This is a genomic window from Novosphingobium sp. 17-62-19 (assembly GCF_002256775.1).
Lineage (GTDB): Bacteria > Pseudomonadota > Alphaproteobacteria > Sphingomonadales > Sphingomonadaceae > Novosphingobium.
In genome coordinates this window covers 14,493-37,096 of the sequence record NZ_NCII01000032.1, presented here as the reverse complement: position 1 = coordinate 37,096, position 22,604 = coordinate 14,493, and the positions used below count along the sequence as shown (strand labels likewise).

The window sequence follows — 22,604 nt, the reverse complement described above, 5'->3', positions numbered from 1 at the left end:
GTCACGCGAGTGTAACGCATGGTGCGCAATGGCTGGCACGGTGTCGGCAGGGGGTTTTGTGTTGAGTATCGATGATCTGCCACCGGTGCAGGAGCGCTTTTTCAACCGCGAGTTGAGCTGGCTGGCGTTCAACCGGCGCGTGCTGGCCGAAGCGGTGAATGCGGATTATCCACTGCTGGAGCGGCTGCGGTTCCTGTCGATCAGCGGCAACAATCTTGATGAATTCATGATGGTGCGCGTGGCCGGGATCGCCGGGCAGGTGCGGCGGCAGATCGATGAGCTTTCGATTGATGGGCAGACGCCGACGCAACAGCTTGGCGCGCTGCTGGAGGCCGTGAAGGAACTGGTCGATGCACAGCAGGACGTGCTGTTCGGGCTGAAGGATGAACTGGCAGAGGCTGGTATCCGCATCATCGACAACGATGCCCTGACCAAGGCCGAGGCGGATTGGCTGCGCGCCTACTTTGAAGAGCATGTGGTCCCGGTGCTGACGCCGCAGGCGATTGATCCGGCGCACCCCTTTCCGTTCATCGCCAATCAGGGCACAGGCATCCTGTTCCAGTTGCTGCGCAGCGCCGATGGCGCACCGGTGACCGAGATGATTCTGATTCCACCTGCCCTACCGCGCTTTGTGCGGCTGCCGGGCAAGAGCGCTTCGTGGGTCGGGATCGAGGAACTGGTGCGGCGCCATGCGACGCTGTTGTTCCCCGGCTTCAAGATTCTGGGTAACGGCACGTTCCGCGTGTTGCGCGACAGCGACATCGAGCTTGAAGAAGACGCCGAGGATCTGGTGCGATATTATCGCACGGCAATCCAGCGGCGGCGGCGTGGCAAAGTGATTCTGCTGCAGTTGCAGGACGATTTTGACGCCGATGCAGAACGGTTGCTGCGGCGGCAGTTGCGGCTGGACCATGCGCTGGTGATCAAGAGCCGGGGCCTGCTGGCGATCAGCGGGCTTTCCACGGTGATCGACGAGGACCGGCAGGATCTGAAATTCGATCCCTACAACCCGCGCTACCCCGAACGCGTGCTGGAGCACGATGGGGATTGCTTCTCGGCCATCCGCGAGAAGGATCTGGTGATCCACCACCCTTACGAAAGCTTTGAGGTGGTGATCGATTTCCTGCGGCAGGCGGCAGCCGATCCTGATGTGGTGGCGATCAAGCAGACGCTTTATCGTGCGGGCAAGCAATCGGCGGTAATCGCGGCGCTGATCGCTGCTGCGGAGGCGGGCAAGTCTGTCACGGCCGTGGTGGAACTTAAGGCGCGCTTTGACGAGGAACAGAACCTGCTGTGGGCCGCGCAGCTTGAACGCGCAGGCGTGCAGGTGATCTATGGTTTTGTGGACTGGAAGACGCACGCCAAGGTGAGCATGGTGGTACGGCGCGAAGGCGGAAGTTACCGCACGTACTGCCACTTTGGCACGGGCAACTACCACCCGTTCACCGCGCGCATCTATACCGATCTGTCGTTCTTCACCGCCGATCCGCGCATGGGGCGTGATGCGGGGCAACTGTTCAACTTCGTTACTGGCTATGTCGAGCCGAAGCACACCGACCTTCTGGCGATCAGCCCCATCAACCTGCGCGAGAAGCTGTACGAATGCATCGACCGCGAAGTGATGCTGGCGGGCAAGGGGCGTCCGGCGACGATCTGGGCCAAGATGAACCAGTTGACCGACCCGGACCTGATCGACCGGCTTTATCTGGCGAGCATGGCGGGTGTGGAAATCCGGCTGGTGGTGCGCGGGATTTGCTGTTTGAAGCCGGGTGTGCCGGGGCTTTCGGAAACCATCGAGGTCAAATCGATCATCGGGCGGTTCCTCGAACACAGCCGCATCTGGGCCTTTGGCAACGGATCGCGGATGCCGAACAAGCGGGCGCGGGTGTTCATCTCCTCGGCCGACGGCATGAGCCGCAACATGGGGCGGCGCGTGGAAGTGCTGGTGCCGGTGAAGAACCCGACGGTGCATGACCAGATCCTCGATCAGGTCATGCTGGCCAACCTGCTGGATACCGAGCAGAGCTGGGAACTGGGGCCGGATGGCGAGTATGAGCGGTTCGAGAAGGGGGACCCTTCGTTCAACCTGCACGGCTATTTCATGACCAACCCATCGCTTTCGGGGCGCGGGGCAGCGCTTTCCAGTGGACGAAAAGTGCCAAAGCTTGCGTTGCGGCGCGGGGCGGCTAACCGTGGCTGAGTGAAAACACCACTGAGCGTCTATAGCTGGGAGCAATCCCGCGCGATCATCGACATCGGCTCCAACACCGTACGGTTGGTGGTCTATGGCGGCCCGCCACGCGCGCCGGTGACGCTGCTGAACGAGAAGGTGACGGCCAAGCTGGGCAAGCACGTGGCCGAGACGGGCAAGCTATCGGGCAAGGCTGTGGCGGGCGTGCTGGCTGCACTGGCGCGTTACAAGGCGCTGATTGATCTGGCAGGTGTGCCACGCGTTGACGTGGTGGCGACGGCGGCTGCGCGCGATGCGAGCAATGGCGCGGCGTTTCTGGAAAAAGTCCGCGAGATTGGCTTTGCTCCGCGCCTGCTTTCGGGTGTGGAAGAGGCCGAGACGAGTGCGACCGGCGTGCTGGGAGCTTTTCCCGATGCAGCAGGCATTGTTGGCGATCTGGGGGGTGGCAGCCTTGAACTGGTGGACGTGGCGCAGGGCGGATCGAGCCATGGGGTGAGCCTGCCGCTGGGATCGCTTCGCCTGCCCGCTTTGCGCGCCAAGGGCGACCGCGTGTTTGTGCGCGAGATTGGGCGGATGCTGGGCAAGGCGGATTGGGTGGCTGAGCCGGGAGTGGATCTCTATCTGGTCGGCGGATCGATGCGGGCACTGGCGCGGGCTATGATGGTGCGGCTGGACTGGCCGCTGGAAGATACGCACGGCTTTGCGCTCGATGCGGGCGGAGCGCTGAAGCTGGCACGGTTGCTGGCGCGGCGCGGGCCGGGGCCGCACCCGATCGACGGCGTATCGTCGAGCCGTCTGGCAGCGATTCCCGACGCGGCGGCACTGCTGGCGGTGCTGCTCCAGCGATTGCAGCCGGGGCGGGTGGTGTTCTCATCATGGGGATTGCGCGAAGGCGTGCTGTTCGGATCGCTTTCGGCAGAAGTACAGCGGCAGGATACATTGCTGGCGGGTGTCATGGCTTTTGTCGGGCCGATGGCAGTGGACACGGCGATGGTCGATGCTGCCGCGGCGTGGATGGCGGACGTGGTGCCGATGGCGAACACGCCATTGGGCCGTGCAGCAGTGGCGCTGTGTCTGGCGGCGGGACGCGTGGAGCCGAACTTGCGGCGCAATCTGCCGGGCGACTGGGGCCTGGCGAAGCGCTGGGTGGGCGTGGACAATGCAGGCCGCGCCGTCTTGGCGGCGGCTCTACGGGGGAGCGTGGGCAAGGGGCATGGCGCGGAGCCGTGGGCGCGTCTGGCCTCTCCTGTGATGCTGGAGCAGGCGCGGGGGCTGGGGCTGGCGGCGAGATTGTGTCGCCGGATGAGCGCGGCATCGTCGGCAGTTATCGCAGCCACGCGGCTTGAGATGGACGGCGGCATCTTGCGGCTTTCCAGCACAGTGCCACAACTGGTAGGCGATGGATCATCCCGCGATCTGAAAGAACTTGCGCAGCATCTGGGGCTGACGGCTGGGTAAATTCAGAGGGTGATGGTGGGCCCGGCAGGACTTGAACCCGCGACCTAGCCGTTATGAGCGGCCAGCTCTAACCAACTGAGCTACAGGCCCATCGCGGGTGCCGGTACAAGCGTGCAGCGCACTTGGCAAGTTTGCTATTCAGATTTGGGCGGCTTCGATGATCTGTCGGACATTGGCGGGTTTCACGCCCTTTGCCGCAAGGTGGGCAAAGACGCCGCGCCACCAATCGTAAAATCGGTCAAGGTCATCATCATTGCGCACATAGGGTGTGTAGCCGGGGCAAAGCGACGGGCTGTGGAATGACAGCACCAGCACGGGCAGGCCAAGATCAATCGCTACCTCGATGCCGCGCACTGCTTCTTCGAGCGTGATGCCTTCGGGGGTCAGCGAAATGCGTTCTAGCAAGCCGAGGCGAGATAGCAGCCCACGCATCCGGGGAACACGCCAAAGCAGCGGATAGAGATGTTTGCCGAAGCGCTTCAGCAGGCCGGTAAAGACCGTGGTGAGCGGCACTTCCATCAGACCATTGCGCTTGCAGATCCACCATGGACGTAAGGGGTGCAGGTGGAAGTCGGGGCCGCCGGTGGAACTGTAATCGAAGTTGGCGCGCACCGAGGTGTCAATCGCAATGGCGCATTCACTTAGGATTTCGGCAGTGTTGGGGCCAACGCCATAGCGCCCGGCGCGGTAGATTGCGGGGCCGATGCCAAAGGCCTGCTCGATGGTATCGCGCAATTTGCGGAACTTTGCGCGTTCAAGTTCTGGCGGAAGGTTGCCGGCGAAGCTGTTGTGAACGGTGATGTCCTCGTCATACGGGGGATTGACCCACGGATGAAGCTGGACGCCGATTTCTGCGCGCCCTGCTGCGACGGCATCGGCCAGCACCTCGGCAGCACGCGGATCGCTCGCCACGGGATAATCGACGAGGTAGATCGGGACAACGCCCAAGCCTTCGCAGAACTGCTGGAACTTGGCGATGCGCGGAATGTGATCGAGGCCGTGGCTGGTACGGTCGAGCGGCTTGGACCAGTCGAACTCTTCTTCGGTATCGACGGTCAGGATAAAGCGCGTGCCAAATTCGGGCGCGAAGCGAACGAAGTCGGCCGGGTCCGGCATATGCAGCACTTGCCGGGGCGTGACCATGCGCTGCGCCTTACGCCTGTGCTGCAGAGGCGGGAGCCGATGGGGCGGGGTGGGGCAGTGCGATCAACAGACGCTCGCCTTCGCGCACCAACGTGCCGGTTGCGGCTTCGAACTCGGCACGGGCAAGGCGCAGGGCAAAGCCGTTGCCCAGCATGGCGGGCGCCGTGAACGAGCCGGTGCTACCGGCCACATCGGGCGCGAAAAGGGCGGTGTCATCAAGCCGGTAGAGCGCGGCGGGAAGCGCAATCGTCAGCAGGACTGAGTCCGTTTTGCTGTCGAGGGCGATGGTTAGCCGCTCGCCCGGGGCGACGCTGGCGGCGATGACGGAGAGGACGCGCCAGACCGAGCGTTCAAGTTCCTCTGCCGCCATGGCAACGGGCAACGGGGTGGGCGAGATGGCCACGGCAAGGCGGACGTTGCGCGTGTTGAGCACAGGCAGGAGTTGTTCGACCATGCGCGCGACGATCGCCGAGGCATCAGCCTCACCGGGTTCAAGTGTGAGGGCGTGGCTTTCCAGCTTTACGAGGCGTTCCACTTCCTCGAATCCGGCAAGGATCTGCGCGGCATCAGAGGCGATGCTGGCGGCCATCGCACGGTACTGGTGCGGGGTGCTGCCCAAGGCCTGCGATTGGATCATCTCTGCAAAACCCTGGATCGCATTGATCGGGGTGCGCAGTTCGTGAAGCAGTTGGCGCAGGCGGTCTGCTTCGTTCGAGGCGGGAGCGGTGGGGGCGACTGCGGGGGCTGCGCCTAGGGTGAGGGGGCGACGCAGGCGCAGCAAGTAGCCGGTGAAGCGACCGCCATCGGGGGCAAAGAGCGGCGTGCCATCGGCTTGCCAATGGCCTGCGACCGCGGGGGCACCCTCGATGTGAAGTTGACCGGCTCGGATCGGCTGACGATGGCGGAAGGCGCGCTCCATATCGGCGTCGCAATGGACCGGGGCCACTGTGTTGGCGCAGAACGGATGGGTTCCGACCAGCATTCCCGGCGGATCGATCCCGGCGCTAGTGACGGTGCCGTTGGCATCGGTGCGCAAGTCTATCGAGAGAGGAGCGGGCCGTGCCGGAGTGTCCTCTTCGGCGAAGGGCAGGCGGGGGGCGATGCCGTCCGGGTGTGGCTGCCCGGGCTTGTCGGAGGTTGCTGCGTCGTCGCGCTCCTTGCGCTTGCGGCGGAAGGCTTCGATGCGGCGGACGATGGCGCCGATGCCGTCTTCGGCATCGCTATGGAAGCCTGTGGGCAGGATGGCTGGTGCCACTTCTGTCGCCGGTTGTGGCGCAGGTTCTTCAAAAGGAACTGTGACGGATTCTGGCGAGGGGGCGACGGGTTCAGGCAGCGCGAAAGGCGCGAAAGGCGCGACCGGGGTGGCATTTGATGTTGGCGCAGTGGTGACCGCTGCTTCTTTGCGGGCAGGCTCTGGCAGAAGGAAATCGTCCACGCCCAGGCGCGACAGAAGCTCGCGGACCGGTTCGCCCAGATCGCTGCGGTGGCGGACGAAGCCGCGTGTGGTGGTGGGCAGGCGCGGAATCAGGGCCAGCCAGTCCTCGGTCGAAAGGCGGGCGGCGGATACTGCGGCAGAAGCCGTACGCGGGCCGCCTTGCGCAAAGTGATAGACCAGCACTGCCGAGCGATGCGGGACAACGCGCAGCACGGCGGCGCATTCCTCGTCCGAGAGCATTCCAGCGAGCGAATCGACGCGCTGGAGTGCCGTGGCGTGGCGTGCGCTCCATGCGGAAAGTGGAACGGTGCCAAGCAGATCGACGAGTTGCCGCAACTGGGTTTTGGCCGCCGTCTTGCTTGCCACGTGGGTACGCAGCACGGTTTCAAGACGGTCATCGACGATCATTCAAGCTCCGCACCGGTGGAATAGTGATCATGGCAACGCAAAGTGCCGAACCACGGCTATAGCATTCATAAGGCTAACAAAGTGTGGCCGCGTTCGAAAGATTGGTATCCACTGCGTTGCAATGTGAGACGCTTGCACTATGAAACAATAAAATTATCTTCGACACTCAGATTTATGCGGAAAGTTGCGATTCTCGCTTCTTTCCGAATCCCCCACGCGGGGTTTAGCGAAACGGACGAACGAACTGAGCATGGCAACCCTTGATGGTATTGACCGGCGGCTGCTTGCCGAACTGCAGGCAGAGGGCCGCATGACCAACGTCGAACTGGCGCAGCGTGTTGGGTTGACCGCGCCGCCTTGCTTGCGACGCGTGCGCGCGCTTGAGGACGAGGGCGTGATCCGGGGTTATCATGCCGATCTGGATGCGTCGAAGCTGGGTTTTGCCATTACGGTTTTCGCGCTGGTCAGCCTGAAGAGCCAGGCTGAAGAATCGCTGCGGCAATTTGAAGACCACATGCGCACGCTGCCCGAAGTGCGTGAATGCCATATGTTGAACGGCGAGATCGATTTCATCCTGAAGATCGTCAGCCGCGATCTGCAGAGCTTTCAGGAATTCCTGACCAGCAAACTGACGCCCGCGCCCAATGTGGCGAGCGTTAAGACATCGCTGACGATCCGCACGGCCAAACAGGTGCCGGGAGTGCCGTTGGAGGATTGAGCGGCGCGACTACAGCGCTTCGCCAGATAGTCCGTCTTACCCAAACCCGGTGTGTTCCCCCGCGAAGGCGGGGGTATCGGTGCCGCTACCGAACATCAGCGTAAAACGACTGAGGCCCCCGCCTTCGCGGGGGAGCAAGTTCTTGGGTATATGGCCTCAGCCCGCCGAGCCTGCCGCCCGTTCGTGGTGGCGGATCACCTCTTCAATGATGAAGCGCAGGAACTTTTCGGAAAACTCCGGGTCCAGCTTGGCGTCTTCGGCCAGCTTGCGCAGACGCGTGATCTGGCGTTCTTCGCGGCCCGGATCTGATGCGGGTAGTTTGTTCGTGGCCTTGTAGGCACCGACCGCCTGCGTGATGCGGAAGCGTTCGGCGAGGATGTGGATCATCGCGGCATCGATATTGTCGATGGACTGACGGTAACCTGCCAGAACCGAATCTTCGCTCATTTCCTTACCCCGTGCTTTGGGCCACGTTTGGTCGATAGGGCCGCTACCGTGCAACTTGCATCTTGCCAAGCGCCGCCCTTGCCGCCAAGCGATCAAACCGATGACTGCGACCATCCACACATTGCCGCGCAAGGCGGAACCTTCGCTCTCGCCGATGATGGCCCTCGTGGCCGAAGGCATGAACAGCGTCAACGCCGTGATCCTGGATCGGATGCAATCGCGCATCCCGCTGATCCCGACTTTGGCCGGGCACCTGATCGCGGGCGGTGGGAAGCGGATGCGTCCGATGCTGACACTGGCGAGTGCTTCGCTGCTGGGATACGGCGGCAGCCGCCACTACAAGCTGGCAGCGGCGGTGGAGTTCATCCACACGGCAACTTTGCTGCACGACGATGTGGTTGACGGATCGGACATGCGGCGCGGCAAGAAGACCGCGAACATCGTCTATGGCAACCCGGCGACTGTGCTGGTGGGCGACTTCCTGTTCAGCCGCAGCTTTGAGCTAATGGTCGAGGATGGCTCGCTCAAAGTGCTGCGCATCCTGTCAAACGCATCGGCGGTAATCTCCGAAGGCGAGGTCGACCAACTGGTGGCCCAGCGGCAGATCGATACGACCGAGGAAATGTACCTCGACATCATCGCGGCCAAGACGGCAGCGCTGTTCTCGGCCGCGTGCCGGATCGCGGCGGTGGTGGCTGAACGGCCCGAAGCGGATGAACTGGCGCTCGATTCCTATGGCCGGAACCTTGGCATTGCGTTCCAGCTGGCGGATGACGCCATCGACTATGATTCGGATGCTGCCGAAATGGGCAAGGATCAGGGCGACGATTTCCGCGAGGGCAAGATGACCCTGCCGGTGATCCTTGCCTATGCACGCGGCGATGCGGACGAGCGCAAGTTCTGGCAGGAAGCGATTGCAGGCGATCGTTCTTCTGACGCAGATCTTGCCTATGCCATCAAGCTGATCGGCCGCCATGATGCGGTGAATGCCACGCGTGAGCGGGCGCGGATGTATGCGCAGCGCGCCATCGATGCGATTGCGGGCTTCCCAGCCAGCGCGGCCAAGGCGGCAATGACCGAAGCCGCGCTGTTTGCGGTGGCGCGGAGATTCTGATTTTTCTGGAGAATTGCTGATGCAGCATCGTCGTCTGGGCCGTTCGGCCATTGTCGTGTCGGACATCTGCATGGGGACGATGACCTTCGGCAGCCAGGTAGACGAAGCCGCAGCGCTGCGCGTGCTGGACCGCAGCTATGACGCGGGGATAAACTTCTTTGATACGGCAGAAGGTTACCCGGTGCCGCCCGACGCCAAGTGGGTGGGGCGGACTGAGGAAATCGTGGGCAAGTGGCTGAAGACCAAGCCGCGCGATGCAATCATTCTGGCGACCAAGGTTTCCGGGCCGAGCCACGTGTGGTTCCGGTCCCCCTGCCGCAATGGCATGACCGCATTGGACCGGCGCAATATCGAGGCGGCTATTGATGCCAGCCTGACCAAGCTCGGCACCGATTACATCGATCTTTACCAGACGCACTGGCCCGATCATGACACGCCCTATGACGAGACGATGGAAGTGCTCGACGAAATGGTGCGTGCGGGCAAAGTGCGGATCACGGGTTGTTCGAACGAGACGAGCTGGGGGCTGATGAAGTCGCTCGCCAGTGCTGAAAAGCTGGGAACGGCGCGCTATCAGACGATCCAGAACAATTTCAGCCTCAACAACCGCCGGTTCGAGGATGAACTGGCGCAAGTCTGCCGCATGGAAGGCGTGAGCCTGATCCCTTATTCACCGATTGCGGGCGGGGTGCTTTCGGGCAAGTATAACGGCGGCGCGCGGCCTGAAGGCGCGCGGTTCTCCCGCTATCTGGCGATGGAGGGGCGGCAGGCGCAAATGGGCAAGCGCTTCGTCAACGAGCGTTCGCTGGAGGCGACTGCGCGGTTTATGGCGGTGGCTGCGGAAGCGGGGTTTGATCCGGTGACGATGGCGGTGGCTTGGTCGAAGCAGCATGATTTCGTGGCTTCGACGATTGTCGGGGTGGGGGCCGAAGATCAGCTTGATCCCATCCTTGCCGCCGCCGATCTGGTGCTGCCGGATGACGTGATGAAAGCGATCAACACGGTGAGCCGCGAAATTCCCTACCCGATGGGCTGATGCTATTTGCGGCGGCCAAAGCGCCGCCACAACAGCCAGCAACTGCCGCCACAGACCGCGCCGATGCCAAGAATGACCGCGCCGATCATGGCCCCGCTGAACAGCAGGCCGGTGGTCAGTGCCACCACGAATTCCAGCGTGGTCTTCATTTTGCAGCCTTATCGCCAATTGTGACGGATGCGAAGCGTCACGCGACGAACGGCCCGAGTGCAATCAACAGCAGGCGTTGCCATTGTGGCGGGATGCACCGTAAAGCGCCGGGCGTGAGCCAGTTGCCGATCCATGCTGTTTTGCCAGACCTGCTGGCCGCCTTGCGGGCCGGGCAAAGCGCGGTGCTGATCGCGCCGCCGGGGGCGGGCAAGACGACAGCGGTGGCGCCTGCTTTACTGGACGATCCGTGGTGTACCGGACAAGTCATCGTGCTTTCGCCCCGCCGTGTGGCGGCGCGGGCGGCGGCGGAGCGGATGGCGGAGCTGCTGGGCGAAGAGGCAGGCGGGACAGTTGGCTATGTCACCCGGCTGGACGCGAAACGGTCTGCCAAAACGCGCGTGCTGGTAGTGACCGAGGCGATTTTCGTTTCCACGATTCTTAACGATCCTGAACTGCAGGGCGTGTCTGCGGTGCTGTTTGACGAGGCACACGAACGTCATCTCGACAGCGATCTGGGGCTGGCGCTGGCGGTCGAGGCGCAAGGGGTGTTGCGCGAGGATCTGCGCATCGTGGTGATGTCTGCGACTATCGATGGATCACGTTTTGCCGCACTGCTGAATGATGCGCCGGTGGTGGAGAGTGAGGGCAAGGCGCACCCGCTGAGCGTGAAATGGCTGGGCGCACGGCCCGATGTGAAGATCGAAGCGGCGATGGCCTCGGCGATTCAGACCGCATGGCGCGAGGAGGCGGGCGATATTCTCGCCTTCCTGCCGGGCGTGGCGCAAATCGAGCGGACGGCGGATCTGCTGGCAGAGCGTTTGCCGCAGGCGCTGGTCTTGCCGCTGCACGGGCAGGTGGAACCGGCGGGCCAGCGCGCGGCGATCCGGCGTGATCCGCAGGGGCGCCGGCGCGTGGTTCTGGCGACGAGCATTGCCGAGACATCGCTCACGTTGGATGGCGTTTCGGTGGTGGTCGATGCGGGCCTTTCGCGCCGGGCAGAGTTCGACAAAGCGGCGGGTGTGACGCGGCTGGTTACCACGCGGGCGAGCCAAGCCTCGGCAGCGCAGCGGGCAGGGCGCGCGGCGCGGCAGGGGCCGGGTGTGGCCTATCGGTTGTGGGAAGAGGCTGCCCATGCCGGGCGCGCAGCCTTCGACCCGCCCGAAGTGGTGACCAGCGATCTGGCGCCATTGGCACTGACTTTGGCGCAGTGGGGCGCGGGCGATGCGGCGGCGATGGCTTGGCTTGATACGCCCCCGGTTGCGGCAATGGCTGCCGCGCGGGGGGCTTTGCAGGCATTGGGGGCGCTCGACCTCGACGGGCGGATAACGGCGCATGGCCGGGCGATGGCGCGACTGCCGATGGAACCGGCCTTGGCGCATATGTTGCTATTTGCCGCTGAGAGGGGGCAGGCCGGGGAGGCGGCGCGGCTTGCCCTACTTTTGCAGGAGCGCGGGCTGGGCGGTCGTGGCGAGGATCTGGCGCGGCGGCTTGATCGCTGGGCGAGCGAGCGTGGCGGGCGGGCCGAGGGATCGCGAAAACTGGCGGCGCGGTGGGCGCAGATGGCCGACAAGCTGGCCGGTCGTGGGAAGGCGGCTGAGGTGCCGACTGGCGTGCTGCTGGCGGAGGCCTTTCCCGACCGGATTGCGCGGGCGCGTTCGGCCACGGGCGAGGAATGGCTTTCGAGCGGCGGGCGCGGGTATCGGCTTGACGCGGTGTCTCCATTGGCGACTGCGAAGTGGCTGGTGATCGGCGACGCGCAGGGCGAAGCTAAAGGCGCACGAATTACGGCAGCGATTGCGCTGGAGGATGAGGAGGTTGCCCGCCACCTTTCACACCGGATCGAAGAACGACATTCGCTGAACTGGAATGCCAGCGAGGGGCGCGTTGAGGCGCGGTTGGAGCGGCGGCTGGGGGCAATCGTGCTGGCGCGTGTGCCTGATCCCAAGCCGGATGCGGAGGCCGTTACGGCGAAGTTGATTGAGGTGGTGCGCGAAGGTGGACTGGGCCTCCTGCCGCTGGGCGATGCTGCCAAAGCGCTGATCGTGCGGGCGGGCTACGCTGGGCTGAAGGCCTTGTCAGAGGCGGCGTTGCTGGATTCGCTGGAGTCATGGCTGCGGCCATTGCTGGCCGGTCGGCGCGATCTGCAGATCGGGGCCAGCAAGCTGCACGAGGTCTTGGCGGGGCGGCTCGACTGGAACGAGCGGCAGACGCTGGACAAGCTGGCTCCGGCGGAATTTCGCTCTCCGGCGGGGACCAGCCATGCCATCGATTATGGCCATGAAGGCGGGCCTTGCGTGGAACTGCGCGTGCAGGCGCTGTTCGGGCTGGACCGGCATCCGTGCGTGGGGCAGCCGCCCAAGCCGTTGCTGCTGAGCCTGACCAGCCCCGGCGCAAAGCCGATCCAGACGACGGCAGACCTGCCCGGCTTCTGGCGCGGATCGTGGCGCGATGTCGTGAAGGACATGAAGGGCCGCTATCCACGGCACCGCTGGCCGGACGAGCCTTGGGCCGAAGACCCGAGCCTCAAGACCAAAAACGCCTTCAACGCGACAAAGCGTACTTGATTTGCGCCCCGATTCGTGTGCAAGCGGAACGCATGTCAGCACGCATCTTTCAGCGCCCCAAGAATGCCATGCAGTCCGGCAAGGCCCGGACCAGCGACTGGCTGCTCGAATTCGAACCGGCAGAGGCCAAGCGCCCTGACCCGCTGATGGGATGGGCGGGTTCTGGCGATATGCAACAGCAGGTTGTGCTGAAATTCGAGTCGGCTGAAGATGCGCAGGCTTATGCCGAGCGTTACGGGATCGAGGCTCACGTCATCCCCACGCCGCCGCGCAAGCTGAAGCTGCAAAGCTACGCCGATAATTTTCGCTGACTTTGGCCGCGTTTAAATTGTCTGGCCTGAGGGCTGGACAAGCGGTGCCTTCCTCTCCATATGCCGCGCCGGGAGCCGGTCGGACGTTTGCGTCCGCCAACTTGGTCAGGTCCGGAAGGAAGCAGCCACAACGGGTTGCGGCGGGTCGGCCGGCTCCTTTTCCACCCTAATGCGCGTTGATGCCTTCGACAGATGGCGGACAAGATCCTACATAGGGCGTAATGGGCGATTCACCTGACATGTTCGGCGGCGAGCCGGAAGACGAAGACCTTGGTCCCAGCGCGCAAGATCTGGAGGCAGCAGGGCAGGCTTCGATGTTTGGCGATCCTGCGCCCCCTGCGCCAACACCTGCAGCCGAACCGCCGCCTGCTGTTCCAGCGCCAGAGCTGAAGCCCGCGCCAGCTACGGCTGCGCCCACAGTGCAGCCCTATCGCGTGCTGGCGCGCAAATATCGTTCGCAGACGTTTGCCGAATTGATCGGGCAGGATGCGATGGTCCAGACGCTGGCCAATGCGATCCGGCGGGACCGCTTGGCCCATGCGTTTTTGATGACCGGCGTGCGCGGGGTGGGCAAGACATCGACCGCGCGGTTGATCGCCAAGGCGCTCAACTGCATTGGCCCGGATGGGCAGGGCGGGCCGACGATCGACCCTTGTGGCGTGTGCGAGCCATGCTGCGCGATTGCCGAAGGTCGGCATATCGACGTGATCGAGATGGACGCCGCGTCAAACACCGGCGTCGACGATGTGCGCGAGATTATCGAAGCGGTGCGTTATGCTGCGGTTTCGGCGCGCTACAAGATCTACATCGTCGACGAAGTTCACATGCTGTCACGCAATGCATTCAATGCCTTGCTCAAGACTCTTGAGGAACCGCCTGCGCATGTGAAGTTCCTGTTTGCGACGACTGAGGTCGACAAGCTGCCGGTCACGGTGCTGTCGCGCTGTCAGCGTTTTGACTTGAAGCGCATTCCGGCGCCGCTGCTTGCCAAGCACTTTGGCATGATCTGCGGCAAGGAAGGCGTCGAGGCCGAGGATGAGGCGCTGGCAATGGTCGCCGCTGCTGCCGAAGGCTCGGTGCGCGATGGCCTGTCGATCCTCGACCAGGCGATTAGCCACGCCGATCTTGTGGGCAGCGAGGACGGCAAGACCCGCGTTTCTGCCGAGCAGGTCCGCCAGATGTTGGGCCTTGCCGACAAGACCATGCAGCGTCGCCTGCTTGAGGCCGTGCTTTCGGGCAAGGGCGATGTGGTGCTGTCAGAAGTGGCGCAGCAATATTCGCTGGGAATTGAACCGATTGCCATGATGCGCGCGCAGATGGACGTTGTCCATCGGGTGACGGTGACGCAGATCGGCGGGGTCGGCCCGGACATTCGCTCCACTGAGGAGCGTGAGGCGCTAGAGGCCTGGGCCAAGGTGTTGAGTGCAGGCCAATTGCATCGGCTGTGGCAGCTTCTGCTCAAGGGTTATGAAGAAGTGAAGGGCGCCCCCGATCCGCTTGTTGCGGCGCAGATGGCGCTGCTGCGAGTGATGCACGCGGCCGATATGCCTGATCCGGGCGGGTTGCTGAAGAAACTGGAAGAACTGGCATCGCGTCCGGCGATGACCGCGCCGATGGGCGATGGCGGAGCAGTTGCTCCCACCGCACATGCCCCTGAGCCGGTTTTGGCGAGCGCTGATTGGGAAGCGCTAGTGGAACAGGTTGAGCATGTCTCGCCGCTGGTAGGATCGACCATGCGATTGGGCGTGCGGGTTGTGGAACTCCAGCGCGGGTTGCTGCGTTACCAGCTTGCTCCGGGCTTGCCGGGAGACCCGGTGCCCGATATCCGGCGTGCGTTGAATCATGTGACTGGTGAGGCTTGGATAATCGAGCGGGGTGAGGGTGATGCTCTGCCCACTCTTGAAGAAGCCAAGGCTGCGAAAGTAGCGGCTGCCCAAGCTGAATTGATGGAACATCCCTTGGTCAGGGCTGCCCTGGAAGCCTTTCCGGGGGCCAAGATCGAGAACGAAGACAGCTCGCGAGAGCACGAAAAGAGACCCTGGAGCAAACGCGCATGAAGTCGATGGAAGAGATGATCCAGGCCGCACAGAAGGCGGCGCAGACCATCCAGAAGCAAATGGAAGACGCGCAAGCAACGCTCGACAATATCGAGATCGAAGGCGCGGCTGGTGGCGGTTTGGTGAAGATCCGCGCCACTGCCAAGGGTCGCGTGATCGGCGTCAGCATTGATGACAGCCTGCTGGTCGCTTCGGAAAAGGGCATTCTGGAAGATCTCGTTGCAGCGGCCTTCAACGATGCGCGTGGCAAGGCCGATGCGGCAGCGGCTGAGGAAATGCAGAAGGTGCAGATGGCCGCAGGCATCCCGCCGGGCTTCAAGCTGCCGTTCTGACCGGTCACGCTTGATTCCGTTCAGGTTTTGGCCATGAACGGATTGCGAAACGGCGATGCTACCGCCATTGCTACCCTGAAAGGGTCGCAAGTCAATTCGATGTATCGGACAGGAAATTTCGTTTGAGCGTAACTTTGCTTGCCAGCGCTGCCCTGCTCGCCGTGCCCGATGTGGTGCCAGCTGACATTGCAGGGGCAGTTCAGGCGCAGGACGCTTCGACCGCTGGCGATACAGCAGTAACGGTGCCGGATCAGGGGCCATCCGAACCTATAGATGGGCCGACAACGCCAGTGGTATTGCCAAGGGTAAACTTTGGCACAGCTGGATCTGAGCCGCTTCCCTCGCTCGACCAGATTGAGCAGGAAGAGACCGCCATTGTCGTATCGGGTGAGCGCACACCCAAAGTGGACCCAATGCAGGCGGTCAACGAGATCTCCTATGAGGCAGTGCAGGCGGTCGATGACGCGGTGATCGCGCCCATCGCAATGGTGTATCAAAAAGCGCTGCCAAAGCCGGTCCGCACAGGGTTGCGCAATGTCCTGCGCAACCTGACAGAGCCAATCGTAGCGCTGAATTTTATCCTGCAATTGAAGCCCGGAAAGGCCGCCGAGACTGTCGGCCGCTTTGCGCTCAACTCCACGGTTGGTATTGGCGGGCTGATCGATGTGGCCAAGGCCAAGCCTTTCAATCTGCCGTACCGACGCAATGGCTTTGCCTATACGATGGGCTACCATGGCATTGGGACTGGGCCGTACATGTTCCTGCCGCTGGTTGGACCCACGACGTTGCGCGATGTGGTGGGGCTGACGCTTGACCGCTTTCTGCTGCCGTTCGCCGTGGGCGGGCCGTTGCAGCATCCGGCCTATGTCACCAGCAGCTTTGTCATTCGGTCGCTTGACGAGCGGGTGGAAAATGATGCGCTGTTCAAGCGGATTCGTGAGGAATCGAACCCTTATGCCAGCTATCGCGAGCTTTACCTGAAGACGCGGCAGGCTGAGATTGACGCATTGAAGGGCAAGGCGGACTACCAGCAGGAAGGCACCGTGGTGCTGCCAGCGCTGACGCCGACCCCGCCGCCGGTGATGGCTGAACCTGCGCCTGCACCGGAAGTTGCGCCAGTTGCGCAGCCGGGACCAGTGTTCATTTCCGAGCCTGTGGTGCAGCCGCTTCCGGCAACGCTCTAACTTTCCAGTAGCAAAGAATAGTCGCGCAGAACTTCCCACGCCTTGTGTGGGGAGATCATCAACTGGTCTGCATTTTCCAGGCCAGCAAGGCGGCGCAGCATCAAGGCGATGGTTGCGGCGTTGCCGGGACTCATGCCGTAGGTGGAAACCAGCACTTCGGGATTGTGCGACAGCGAGTTCTCGAACAGCAGATCAACGTTCTGCGGTTGAAAACCGAAGCCGAGGAACACGAGCCGTTTGGCACTGGCCACGGCAAGCCGCAGATCACGCACGGCGTTGCGGTCAGCACTGCGCTCAGCCAACGACTTGAGTTGCGCGGCAATGGCGTGGAGGTTCCACGGCTGTTCAGCGCCCCATTCGGCCTGCGGTGCTTCACCCTTCTGCCAGGGCAAACGGCCGATCATGCCATGCGGATGAATGACATCAAGCTTGTCGGCGATGACGTCCTGCGCCTCTTTCAGCTCAATGCCGTAGGCCATGACCAGTGCGTAGGGCAGGAAGTGTTCGACCGAACGGTCATAGTTGAAATTGACGATGGTAATCTGTTCGAGCGTTTGGCCGATGCGGCTGCGCGGAACGCCCGACGTGATGAGCTGGCCGAGCTGATAGATCCAGTGTTCGGCAACCTTGCCTTGCAACGGCAGTTCACCGGGCACGCGGGGCACATCTTTCAGACTTGAGCGGGATTCTGCTTGCCCCATGAAAAAGGCGATGGCGAGCTTGCCACAGGCCAGAACCAGCGGATCGTGATCATACTGCTCCAGAACGCTGTCGATGGAGCGGCCCAGGCGGCAGGCATTGCGCAGGCGTTCAGCCGCAGCGGCGACTTCTTCGACCGGCTTGTTTGAACGTTCGGCCAGCTTGTAGATATTTCGCAGCAGGAGCTGGCCATCGCGCGTGGACGTTTCGGACCCGGCGCGCTTGAAGTCATAGCCTTGAATTATACGCGCCAGCAGTTCGGCATTCGAGGGGAACTGCAGCTCCATGCTGGCCCCCGCGCCTACGACCAGCGTTGTCCGTGTTCTCAGCATTCTGGCGCGCGATCCTGGCTATCCCAAATCCTGCATGAGGGAACATACCTAATATCCGGTTTACGGTTCTTGCAGCGTATCAAGGCGCACTTTGCGCCGCGTGATCCACAGCCGAAGTGGCAAAAGGCATTGCGACGCGGGGATGTGGTCCCCATATTCCTAGAAAGCGCTGGGCGGCGTGCCCGGCAGGACGGAAACGAAGTGCCAATGAATCTTTATCCTCTGCTTCCCCTCCGCGATATCGTGGTATTCCCCGGTATGGTCGTGCCGCTGTTCGTCGGGCGCGAGAAATCCGTGGCTGCGCTCGAATCCGCGATGGCGGGCAACAAGGACATTTTTCTGCTCGCCCAGCTTGATCCGGGGTGTGACGACCCGGACAGGGACGATCTTTACGATACCGGCGTGATCGCCAGCGTGTTGCAACTGCTCAAACTGCCCGATGGCACCGTGCGGGTGCTGGTCGAAGGACGCGACCGCGCGGTGCTGGAAGGCTTGCGTGAGGAAACGACCGGCAACGGCCCAATGTTGGTGGCGCAAGTTGAAGCGCAGGAGCCGGTAGTTGTTACCGGCACCGAAATTTCCGGCATGATGCGCACAGTGGTCGATCAGTTCGCCGAATATGCCAAGCTTTCAAAGAAGCTGCCGCAGGATGCCGGTGGCCAGTTGGGCGATATCGAAGACGCTGGAAAGCTGGCGGATTCCGTTGCTGCGAATATTGCCGCCAAGGTGGGCGACAAGCAGGCCGTGCTGACCGAAGCCGATCCGATGAAGCGGCTCGAAATGGTGCTGTCTTTCATGGAGGGCGAACTGGGCGTGCTGCAGGTGGAGCGCAAGATCCGTGGCCGCGTGAAGCGCCAGATGGAAAAGACTCAGCGCGAATATTACCTCAACGAACAGATGAAGGCGATCCAGTCTGAACTGGGCGGCGGCGATGGCGAGGAAGCCAACGAACTGGCCGAACTGCAGGACAAGATCGACAAGCTCAAGCTTTCAAAGGAAGCCAAGGCCAAGGCGCAGGCAGAGCTGAAAAAGCTCAAGACGATGCAGCCGATGAGCGCCGAGGCGACTGTCATCCGCAACTACCTCGACGTTTTGCTGGGTCTGCCGTGGGGCAAGCGCAGCAAGCTGAAAAAGGATATTCCGGCCGCACAAGCCGTGCTGGACGCCGATCACTATGCGCTCGACAAGGTCAAGGACCGGATCATCGAGTATCTGGCGGTGCAGGCGCGCACTAACAAGCTGAAGGGGCCTATCCTGTGCCTCGTAGGCCCTCCGGGCGTGGGCAAGACCTCGCTCGGCAAATCGATTGCCAAGGCAACTGGCCGCCAGTTTGTGCGCCAGTCGTTGGGCGGTGTGCGCGACGAGGCCGAGATCCGCGGGCATCGCCGCACTTACATCGGCTCACTGCCGGGCAAGATCGTGACCAACCTGAAGAAAGCTGGCACGGCCAACCCGCTGTTCCTGCTCGATGAGATCGACAAGTTGGGGCAGGATTTCCGCGGCGATCCGGCGTCGGCCCTGCTTGAAGTGCTTGATCCTGAACAGAACGCGAAGTTCCAGGATCACTATCTGGAACTGGATTTCGACCTTTCCGACGTGATGTTCGTTTGCACGGCAAACAGTTTGAACCTGCCGCAAGCTTTGCTTGATCGTATGGAGATCATTCGGCTGGAGGGATACACCGAGGACGAGAAGGTCGAGATTGCAGAGCGCCACCTCATCGCAAAGCAGGTGGAAGCACACGGGCTGAAAAAGGGTGAGTTCACGCTTGAAACAGAAGCGCTGCGCGATCTGATCCGCTACTATACTCGCGAGGCTGGCGTCCGCACGCTGGAGCGCGAGATTGCACGTCTTGCGCGAAAGTCGCTTCGTCAGATCCTTGAAGGCAAGGCCAAGAGCGTTACCGTTACGCCTGAAAACCTGTCTGACTTTGCTGGTGTTCGCAAATTCCGCCATGGTGTGTCGGATGAGGAAAATCAGGTCGGCGCGGTGACTGGGCTTGCCTGGACCGAAGTCGGCGGCGAATTGCTGACGATCGAAAGCGTGACTGTTCCCGGCAAGGGCGCGGCGCGCACCACCGGAAAGCTGGGTGAAGTGATGAGCGAGAGCGTCCAGATGGCGTTCAGTTTCGTCAAGGCGCGCAGCCCGGCCTATGGCATCAAGCCGTCGATCTTCAACCGCAAGGACCTGCACATTCACTTGCCCGAAGGCGCAGTGCCCAAAGATGGACCAAGCGCGGGCATCGGCATGGTGACGGCCATGGTTTCGACGCTCACCGGCATTCCGGTACGGGCCGATGTGGCGATGACCGGCGAGGTTACGCTGCGCGGGCGCGTGCTGGCGATTGGTGGCTTGAAGGAAAAGCTGCTGGCTGCTCTGCGCGGTGGTATCAAAACGGTGCTGATCCCCGAAGAGAACCGCAAGGATCTCATCGAGATACCAGCGAACATCAAGGAAGGTATGGAAATCATACCTGTAAGCCATGTTGACGAGGTTCTGGCACGCGCGCTGACTAGTGTTCCGCAGGCAATCGAATGGACTGAGGCGGATGATCTTGCCTCACAGCCAGGGCCGGCGGCAGCAGGGCAGATGCCTTCGACGACTGCACATTGACGAACAATTGACCGAAAGCCTCGCGCAAGGAAATTGCGCGAGGTATGGTTGCATCGACCAAACCACCGGATTTGCGGGCAAAACGGGCCGAACTCTTCGCTTTTGCCTTTGACAGCGGATTGTTTCTCCGCTCTCTTTCGTGCCACGCAAAAGGCGATTCAATCCCGAACTTTCCAGAGAAAAAGACTTAGGGGGTTTCCGCAATGAACAAGAACGATCTGATCGGCGCAGTTGCCGATGTCAGTGGCCTGTCAAAGAGCGATGCCATCAAAGCCGTTGAAGCGGTTTTTGAGTCTATCTCTGGTGCACTGGCAAAGGGTGATGAAGTACGCTTGGTCGGCTTCGGCACTTTCTCTGTTGCCAAGCGCAAGGCATCGACGGGCCGTAACCCGCGTACGGGCGAACCCATGTCGATCAAGGCTTCGTCGCAGCCCAAGTTCAAGGCTGGCAAAGGCCTGAAGGACGCTGTTAACTGATGGTATCTGCTCAGGTGCATCGTGCCTGAGGACAGAAAACAAAACGCCGCGCTGGTCATAGAGACCGGCGCGGCGTTTTGTTTGCCGTGTGCCGCGGGTCAGGGGTTGATGCGAACCAAAGCCGTTGGCGCTTCCTTGTTGCGCACATTCACCTTCCACTGAAGGGTCTTGCCGGTCGGCCCCGTGGCTGGGCCTTCGTCGGTGTTATTGGCAAGAATCTCACCGTCGGTAGTCAGTGACAGCACGCCATCAAGCACAGGCATACCGTCTCCCCCCGCTTTTTCGCTTTTGTCATCGGCCACGGCCGCCGCCATACCCATGAACGGCGCTCCGGCAGCAGCAGAAGTGAAAGCGGGAGCATCAATTCGCACGCCGCCATCGGCGCGGCGGATCATTGTCACGAACGGGGTGATCATTGGCAGCTTTTCCACCGTAGGAAAGCTGAAGTCATGGTCGAGTCGACCGGTGATCGCATAGTCTACCTCGAAACGGCCATCACCCTTGTCTACGACAGACTTCCAGCCCTTCTGGCGGCGCAGGCGCTCTGCGAATTCCTGTGCAGCGCGCGGGTCAGCCGGATCAATGCCGCCGAGCATCGTCTTCATCATTTGCTCGTCGGACTTTTTCTTCTCTTCGGCAGCAGCCTTGCTGGCGGCAAGGTCCTCTTCCCAGACGGCCTTCTGTTCGGTCAGTTCGTCCGAAGTGCAATCACGCTCGTCGCCGGTTTCGTCGCTGTAGCATGTGGAAGGTTCGAACTCGGCGCTGGCGTTCTTGCGCGCGCGCTCATCGGCGGCGAGTTTCGACAGGGCGAGGACGTGGATGTCCCCCTTGTAGGCAAAGCTGAACGTACCATCCTTGCGCAAGGTGATGTCCGATGTGAATTTGCCCGGCAGCAGCAGGCATCCGGCCAGCAGCAACAAGACAGCAAGTGCCGCGCCAACTTTGACCGAACGGTTCATGTTCCCCTCCCACATCGGCCTAGCCTTCGCGCGTGGCCAGCGCATAGAGCGCGATAGCGGCCGCGTTCGAGACGTTAAGGCTTTCGATAGCCGAGGCAATGGGCAGGCGTGCGATGGCATCGCAATGCTGTGCAACATTGTGGCGCAAGCCTTCGCCTTCAGCGCCCAGCACCAGTGCAACAGGGCCAGACGGCAGGGCGGAGGGGAACACGGCCTTCCCATCGCCATCCAGACCGATACGCCAGTAGCCTTCTTCGCTCATGCGTTCGAGCGCACGGGCAAGATTGACCACGCGCACCCACGGTACGATCTCCAGCGCCCCGGAAGCGGATTTGGCAAGAGTCCCCGATTCTGGCGGGGAGTGGCGATCCTGCGTAACGAGCGCAGCAACGTTGAAGGCCGCGCACGAACGGAGGATTGCGCCGACATTGTGCGGATCGGTTACCGAATCGAGCACGACGATGGTGCGGCCTTCCGATTCGTCGAGCATGTCATCAAGCGCGACATCATCAAGCGGGGCGCAATCGAGCACCAAGCCCTGGTGCGGCGAGTCCTTGGCGACGAGTCTGCCGAGATCAGCGGCCTGCGCATATTCCACCGGCAATGACGCCGGCAATTCAGCATCGTGCGCGTCGAGCATTTCCTGAATCGCCTCACGCGTGCCCCACAGCTTCTTTGCATCGCGATTCGGATTTGTAAGGGCCGCCTCGATTGCGTGGCGGCCCCAGAGGCGTATGGCGCCCGCGCTACCCCGCCCGGAACCACGCCCGCCCTTGTTGCGGCCAGCACGACCGCGCAGTGAGCGGCCTTTGGGTTGATCATCTTGACGGGGCATGGAGGCACCTTTTCGTGGAAGCGATGAAATTTCGTGCCGCGTTTGCCAGCCTGCCCATTGACAGGCAAGTGCCGCTTCGCCAAAGGGACCGCCTCTCGGCCGGACGGTCTCTTCGGGGACCAACAAATCCGGCTTTCTTTTC

General features: G+C 62.2%; 19 protein-coding genes, 1 tRNA gene and 1 other RNA gene. 13 read left to right on the top strand and 8 right to left on the bottom strand.

Features of this window, described 5'->3' with window-relative positions:
• The first annotated feature begins 61 nt into the window (after positions 1-61).
• The gene (locus B7X90_RS07760; protein WP_292623262.1) at positions 62-2,200 is read left to right on the top strand and encodes an RNA degradosome polyphosphate kinase; all 2,139 of its coding nucleotides are present in this window, start codon (positions 62-64) and stop codon (positions 2,198-2,200) included.
• On the top strand, positions 2,201-3,649 hold the full coding sequence (locus B7X90_RS07755) for an exopolyphosphatase (protein WP_292623260.1): 1,449 nt from the start codon (positions 2,201-2,203) through the stop codon (positions 3,647-3,649).
• A gap of 13 nt (positions 3,650-3,662) precedes the next feature.
• Here B7X90_RS07755 and B7X90_RS07750 read toward each other — a convergent pair.
• From B7X90_RS07750 to B7X90_RS07740, 3 genes are all read right to left on the bottom strand, one after another.
• A tRNA-Ile gene (locus B7X90_RS07750) sits at positions 3,663-3,739 on the bottom strand.
• 48 nt (positions 3,740-3,787) lie between these two features.
• The gene (locus B7X90_RS07745) at positions 3,788-4,792 is read right to left on the bottom strand and encodes a polysaccharide deacetylase family protein (protein ID WP_292623259.1); all 1,005 of its coding nucleotides are present in this window, start codon (positions 4,790-4,792) and stop codon (positions 3,788-3,790) included.
• 10 nt (positions 4,793-4,802) lie between these two features.
• Positions 4,803-6,635: a histidine kinase dimerization/phospho-acceptor domain-containing protein gene (locus tag B7X90_RS07740; RefSeq protein ID WP_292623257.1), complete on the bottom strand. Its 1,833-nt coding sequence runs from the start codon at positions 6,633-6,635 to the stop codon at positions 4,803-4,805.
• 250 nt (positions 6,636-6,885) lie between these two features.
• Between B7X90_RS07740 and B7X90_RS07735 the strand changes: the two genes are divergently transcribed.
• Positions 6,886-7,353: an Lrp/AsnC family transcriptional regulator gene (locus B7X90_RS07735; RefSeq protein WP_292623255.1), complete on the top strand. Its 468-nt coding sequence runs from the start codon at positions 6,886-6,888 to the stop codon at positions 7,351-7,353.
• A 156-nt stretch (positions 7,354-7,509) separates the two neighbouring features.
• Here B7X90_RS07735 and B7X90_RS07730 read toward each other — a convergent pair whose 3' ends face one another.
• Positions 7,510-7,800 (bottom strand): chorismate mutase, encoded by a 291-nt coding sequence (locus B7X90_RS07730; RefSeq protein WP_292623253.1) that lies wholly within the window; start codon positions 7,798-7,800, stop codon positions 7,510-7,512.
• A 100-nt stretch (positions 7,801-7,900) separates the two neighbouring features.
• Between B7X90_RS07730 and B7X90_RS07725 the strand changes: the two genes are divergently transcribed.
• Both B7X90_RS07725 and B7X90_RS07720 read left to right on the top strand, forming a co-directional pair.
• Complete coding sequence (locus B7X90_RS07725; RefSeq protein ID WP_292623251.1) at positions 7,901-8,914, top strand: polyprenyl synthetase family protein; 1,014 nt, start codon at positions 7,901-7,903, stop codon at positions 8,912-8,914.
• A gap of 19 nt (positions 8,915-8,933) precedes the next feature.
• On the top strand, positions 8,934-9,950 hold the full coding sequence (locus B7X90_RS07720; RefSeq protein ID WP_292623248.1) for an aldo/keto reductase: 1,017 nt from the start codon (positions 8,934-8,936) through the stop codon (positions 9,948-9,950).
• A gap of 2 nt (positions 9,951-9,952) precedes the next feature.
• Here B7X90_RS07720 and B7X90_RS07715 read toward each other — a convergent pair whose 3' ends face one another.
• Entirely contained in the window at positions 9,953-10,099 is a 147-nt protein-coding gene (locus B7X90_RS07715) for a hypothetical protein (RefSeq protein WP_292623245.1), read from the bottom strand.
• A gap of 114 nt (positions 10,100-10,213) precedes the next feature.
• On the opposite strand from B7X90_RS07715, the gene hrpB reads away from it, so the two are divergent.
• The 6 genes from hrpB (at position 10,214) to B7X90_RS07685 (ending at position 16,548) form a co-directional block, all read left to right on the top strand.
• Positions 10,214-12,664 (top strand): ATP-dependent helicase HrpB, encoded by a 2,451-nt coding sequence (hrpB, locus tag B7X90_RS07710; RefSeq protein WP_292623243.1) that lies wholly within the window; start codon positions 10,214-10,216, stop codon positions 12,662-12,664.
• Between the two features lie 32 nt (positions 12,665-12,696).
• A complete protein-coding gene (locus B7X90_RS07705; protein WP_292623240.1) occupies positions 12,697-12,975 on the top strand; it encodes an ETC complex I subunit in 279 nt (92 codons plus the stop codon).
• A 68-nt stretch (positions 12,976-13,043) separates the two neighbouring features.
• Positions 13,044-13,138: signal recognition particle sRNA small type (gene ffs / locus B7X90_RS07700), an RNA gene on the top strand.
• A gap of 58 nt (positions 13,139-13,196) precedes the next feature.
• A complete protein-coding gene (locus B7X90_RS07695) occupies positions 13,197-15,032 on the top strand; it encodes a DNA polymerase III subunit gamma/tau (RefSeq protein ID WP_292623238.1) in 1,836 nt (611 codons plus the stop codon).
• Complete coding sequence (locus B7X90_RS07690) at positions 15,029-15,364, top strand: YbaB/EbfC family nucleoid-associated protein (protein WP_292623236.1); 336 nt, start codon at positions 15,029-15,031, stop codon at positions 15,362-15,364. The genes B7X90_RS07695 and B7X90_RS07690 overlap by 4 nt, the downstream gene beginning before the upstream one ends.
• Before the next feature lie 122 nt (positions 15,365-15,486).
• Complete coding sequence (locus B7X90_RS07685; protein WP_292623235.1) at positions 15,487-16,548, top strand: VacJ family lipoprotein; 1,062 nt, start codon at positions 15,487-15,489, stop codon at positions 16,546-16,548.
• Here the strand turns inward: B7X90_RS07685 and B7X90_RS07680 are convergent.
• Positions 16,545-17,579, bottom strand: coding sequence for a hypothetical protein (locus B7X90_RS07680; protein ID WP_292623233.1), 1,035 nt, complete (start codon positions 17,577-17,579; stop codon positions 16,545-16,547). The two genes, B7X90_RS07685 and B7X90_RS07680, sit on opposite strands and share 4 nt — an antisense overlap.
• A 207-nt stretch (positions 17,580-17,786) precedes the next feature.
• Here B7X90_RS07680 and lon point away from each other — a divergent pair, with 207 nt between their 5' ends.
• Both lon and B7X90_RS07670 read left to right on the top strand, forming a co-directional pair.
• Positions 17,787-20,192, top strand: coding sequence for an endopeptidase La (gene lon / locus B7X90_RS07675; protein WP_292623231.1), 2,406 nt, complete (start codon positions 17,787-17,789; stop codon positions 20,190-20,192).
• Positions 20,193-20,395: 203 nt separating this feature from the next.
• Positions 20,396-20,668, top strand: a complete 273-nt coding sequence (locus B7X90_RS07670) for an HU family DNA-binding protein (RefSeq protein WP_292623229.1) — start codon at positions 20,396-20,398, stop codon at positions 20,666-20,668.
• A 98-nt stretch (positions 20,669-20,766) separates the two neighbouring features.
• Here the strand turns inward: B7X90_RS07670 and B7X90_RS07665 are convergent, their stop codons facing one another.
• A complete protein-coding gene (locus B7X90_RS07665) occupies positions 20,767-21,627 on the bottom strand; it encodes a hypothetical protein (protein WP_292623227.1) in 861 nt (286 codons plus the stop codon).
• A gap of 19 nt (positions 21,628-21,646) precedes the next feature.
• A complete protein-coding gene (rlmB, locus tag B7X90_RS07660) occupies positions 21,647-22,462 on the bottom strand; it encodes a 23S rRNA (guanosine(2251)-2'-O)-methyltransferase RlmB (RefSeq protein ID WP_292623224.1) in 816 nt (271 codons plus the stop codon).
• Between the last annotated feature and the right edge of the window lie 142 nt (positions 22,463-22,604).

Bases quoted from the DNA above. Each gene is read 5' to 3' on its own strand.
- rlmB (WP_292623224.1), bottom strand. From the start codon at position 22,462: ATGCCCCGTCAAGATGATCAACCCAAAGGCCGCTCACTGCGCGGTCGT.
- B7X90_RS07690 (WP_292623236.1), top strand. From the start codon at position 15,029: ATGAAGTCGATGGAAGAGATGATCCAGGCCGCACAGAAGGCGGCGCAG.
- B7X90_RS07665 (WP_292623227.1), bottom strand. From the start codon at position 21,627: ATGAACCGTTCGGTCAAAGTTGGCGCGGCACTTGCTGTCTTGTTGCTG.
- B7X90_RS07735 (WP_292623255.1), top strand. From the start codon at position 6,886: ATGGCAACCCTTGATGGTATTGACCGGCGGCTGCTTGCCGAACTGCAG.
- B7X90_RS07705 (WP_292623240.1), top strand. From the start codon at position 12,697: ATGTCAGCACGCATCTTTCAGCGCCCCAAGAATGCCATGCAGTCCGGC.
- B7X90_RS07740 (WP_292623257.1), bottom strand. From the start codon at position 6,635: ATGATCGTCGATGACCGTCTTGAAACCGTGCTGCGTACCCACGTGGCA.
- B7X90_RS07720 (WP_292623248.1), top strand. From the start codon at position 8,934: ATGCAGCATCGTCGTCTGGGCCGTTCGGCCATTGTCGTGTCGGACATC.
- B7X90_RS07680 (WP_292623233.1), bottom strand. From the start codon at position 17,579: ATGCTGAGAACACGGACAACGCTGGTCGTAGGCGCGGGGGCCAGCATG.
- B7X90_RS07670 (WP_292623229.1), top strand. From the start codon at position 20,396: ATGAACAAGAACGATCTGATCGGCGCAGTTGCCGATGTCAGTGGCCTG.
- B7X90_RS07725 (WP_292623251.1), top strand. From the start codon at position 7,901: ATGACTGCGACCATCCACACATTGCCGCGCAAGGCGGAACCTTCGCTC.
- B7X90_RS07695 (WP_292623238.1), top strand. From the start codon at position 13,197: ATGGGCGATTCACCTGACATGTTCGGCGGCGAGCCGGAAGACGAAGAC.
- B7X90_RS07730 (WP_292623253.1), bottom strand. From the start codon at position 7,800: ATGAGCGAAGATTCGGTTCTGGCAGGTTACCGTCAGTCCATCGACAAT.
- B7X90_RS07715 (WP_292623245.1), bottom strand. From the start codon at position 10,099: ATGAAGACCACGCTGGAATTCGTGGTGGCACTGACCACCGGCCTGCTG.
- B7X90_RS07745 (WP_292623259.1), bottom strand. From the start codon at position 4,792: ATGGTCACGCCCCGGCAAGTGCTGCATATGCCGGACCCGGCCGACTTC.
- lon (WP_292623231.1), top strand. From the start codon at position 17,787: ATGAATCTTTATCCTCTGCTTCCCCTCCGCGATATCGTGGTATTCCCC.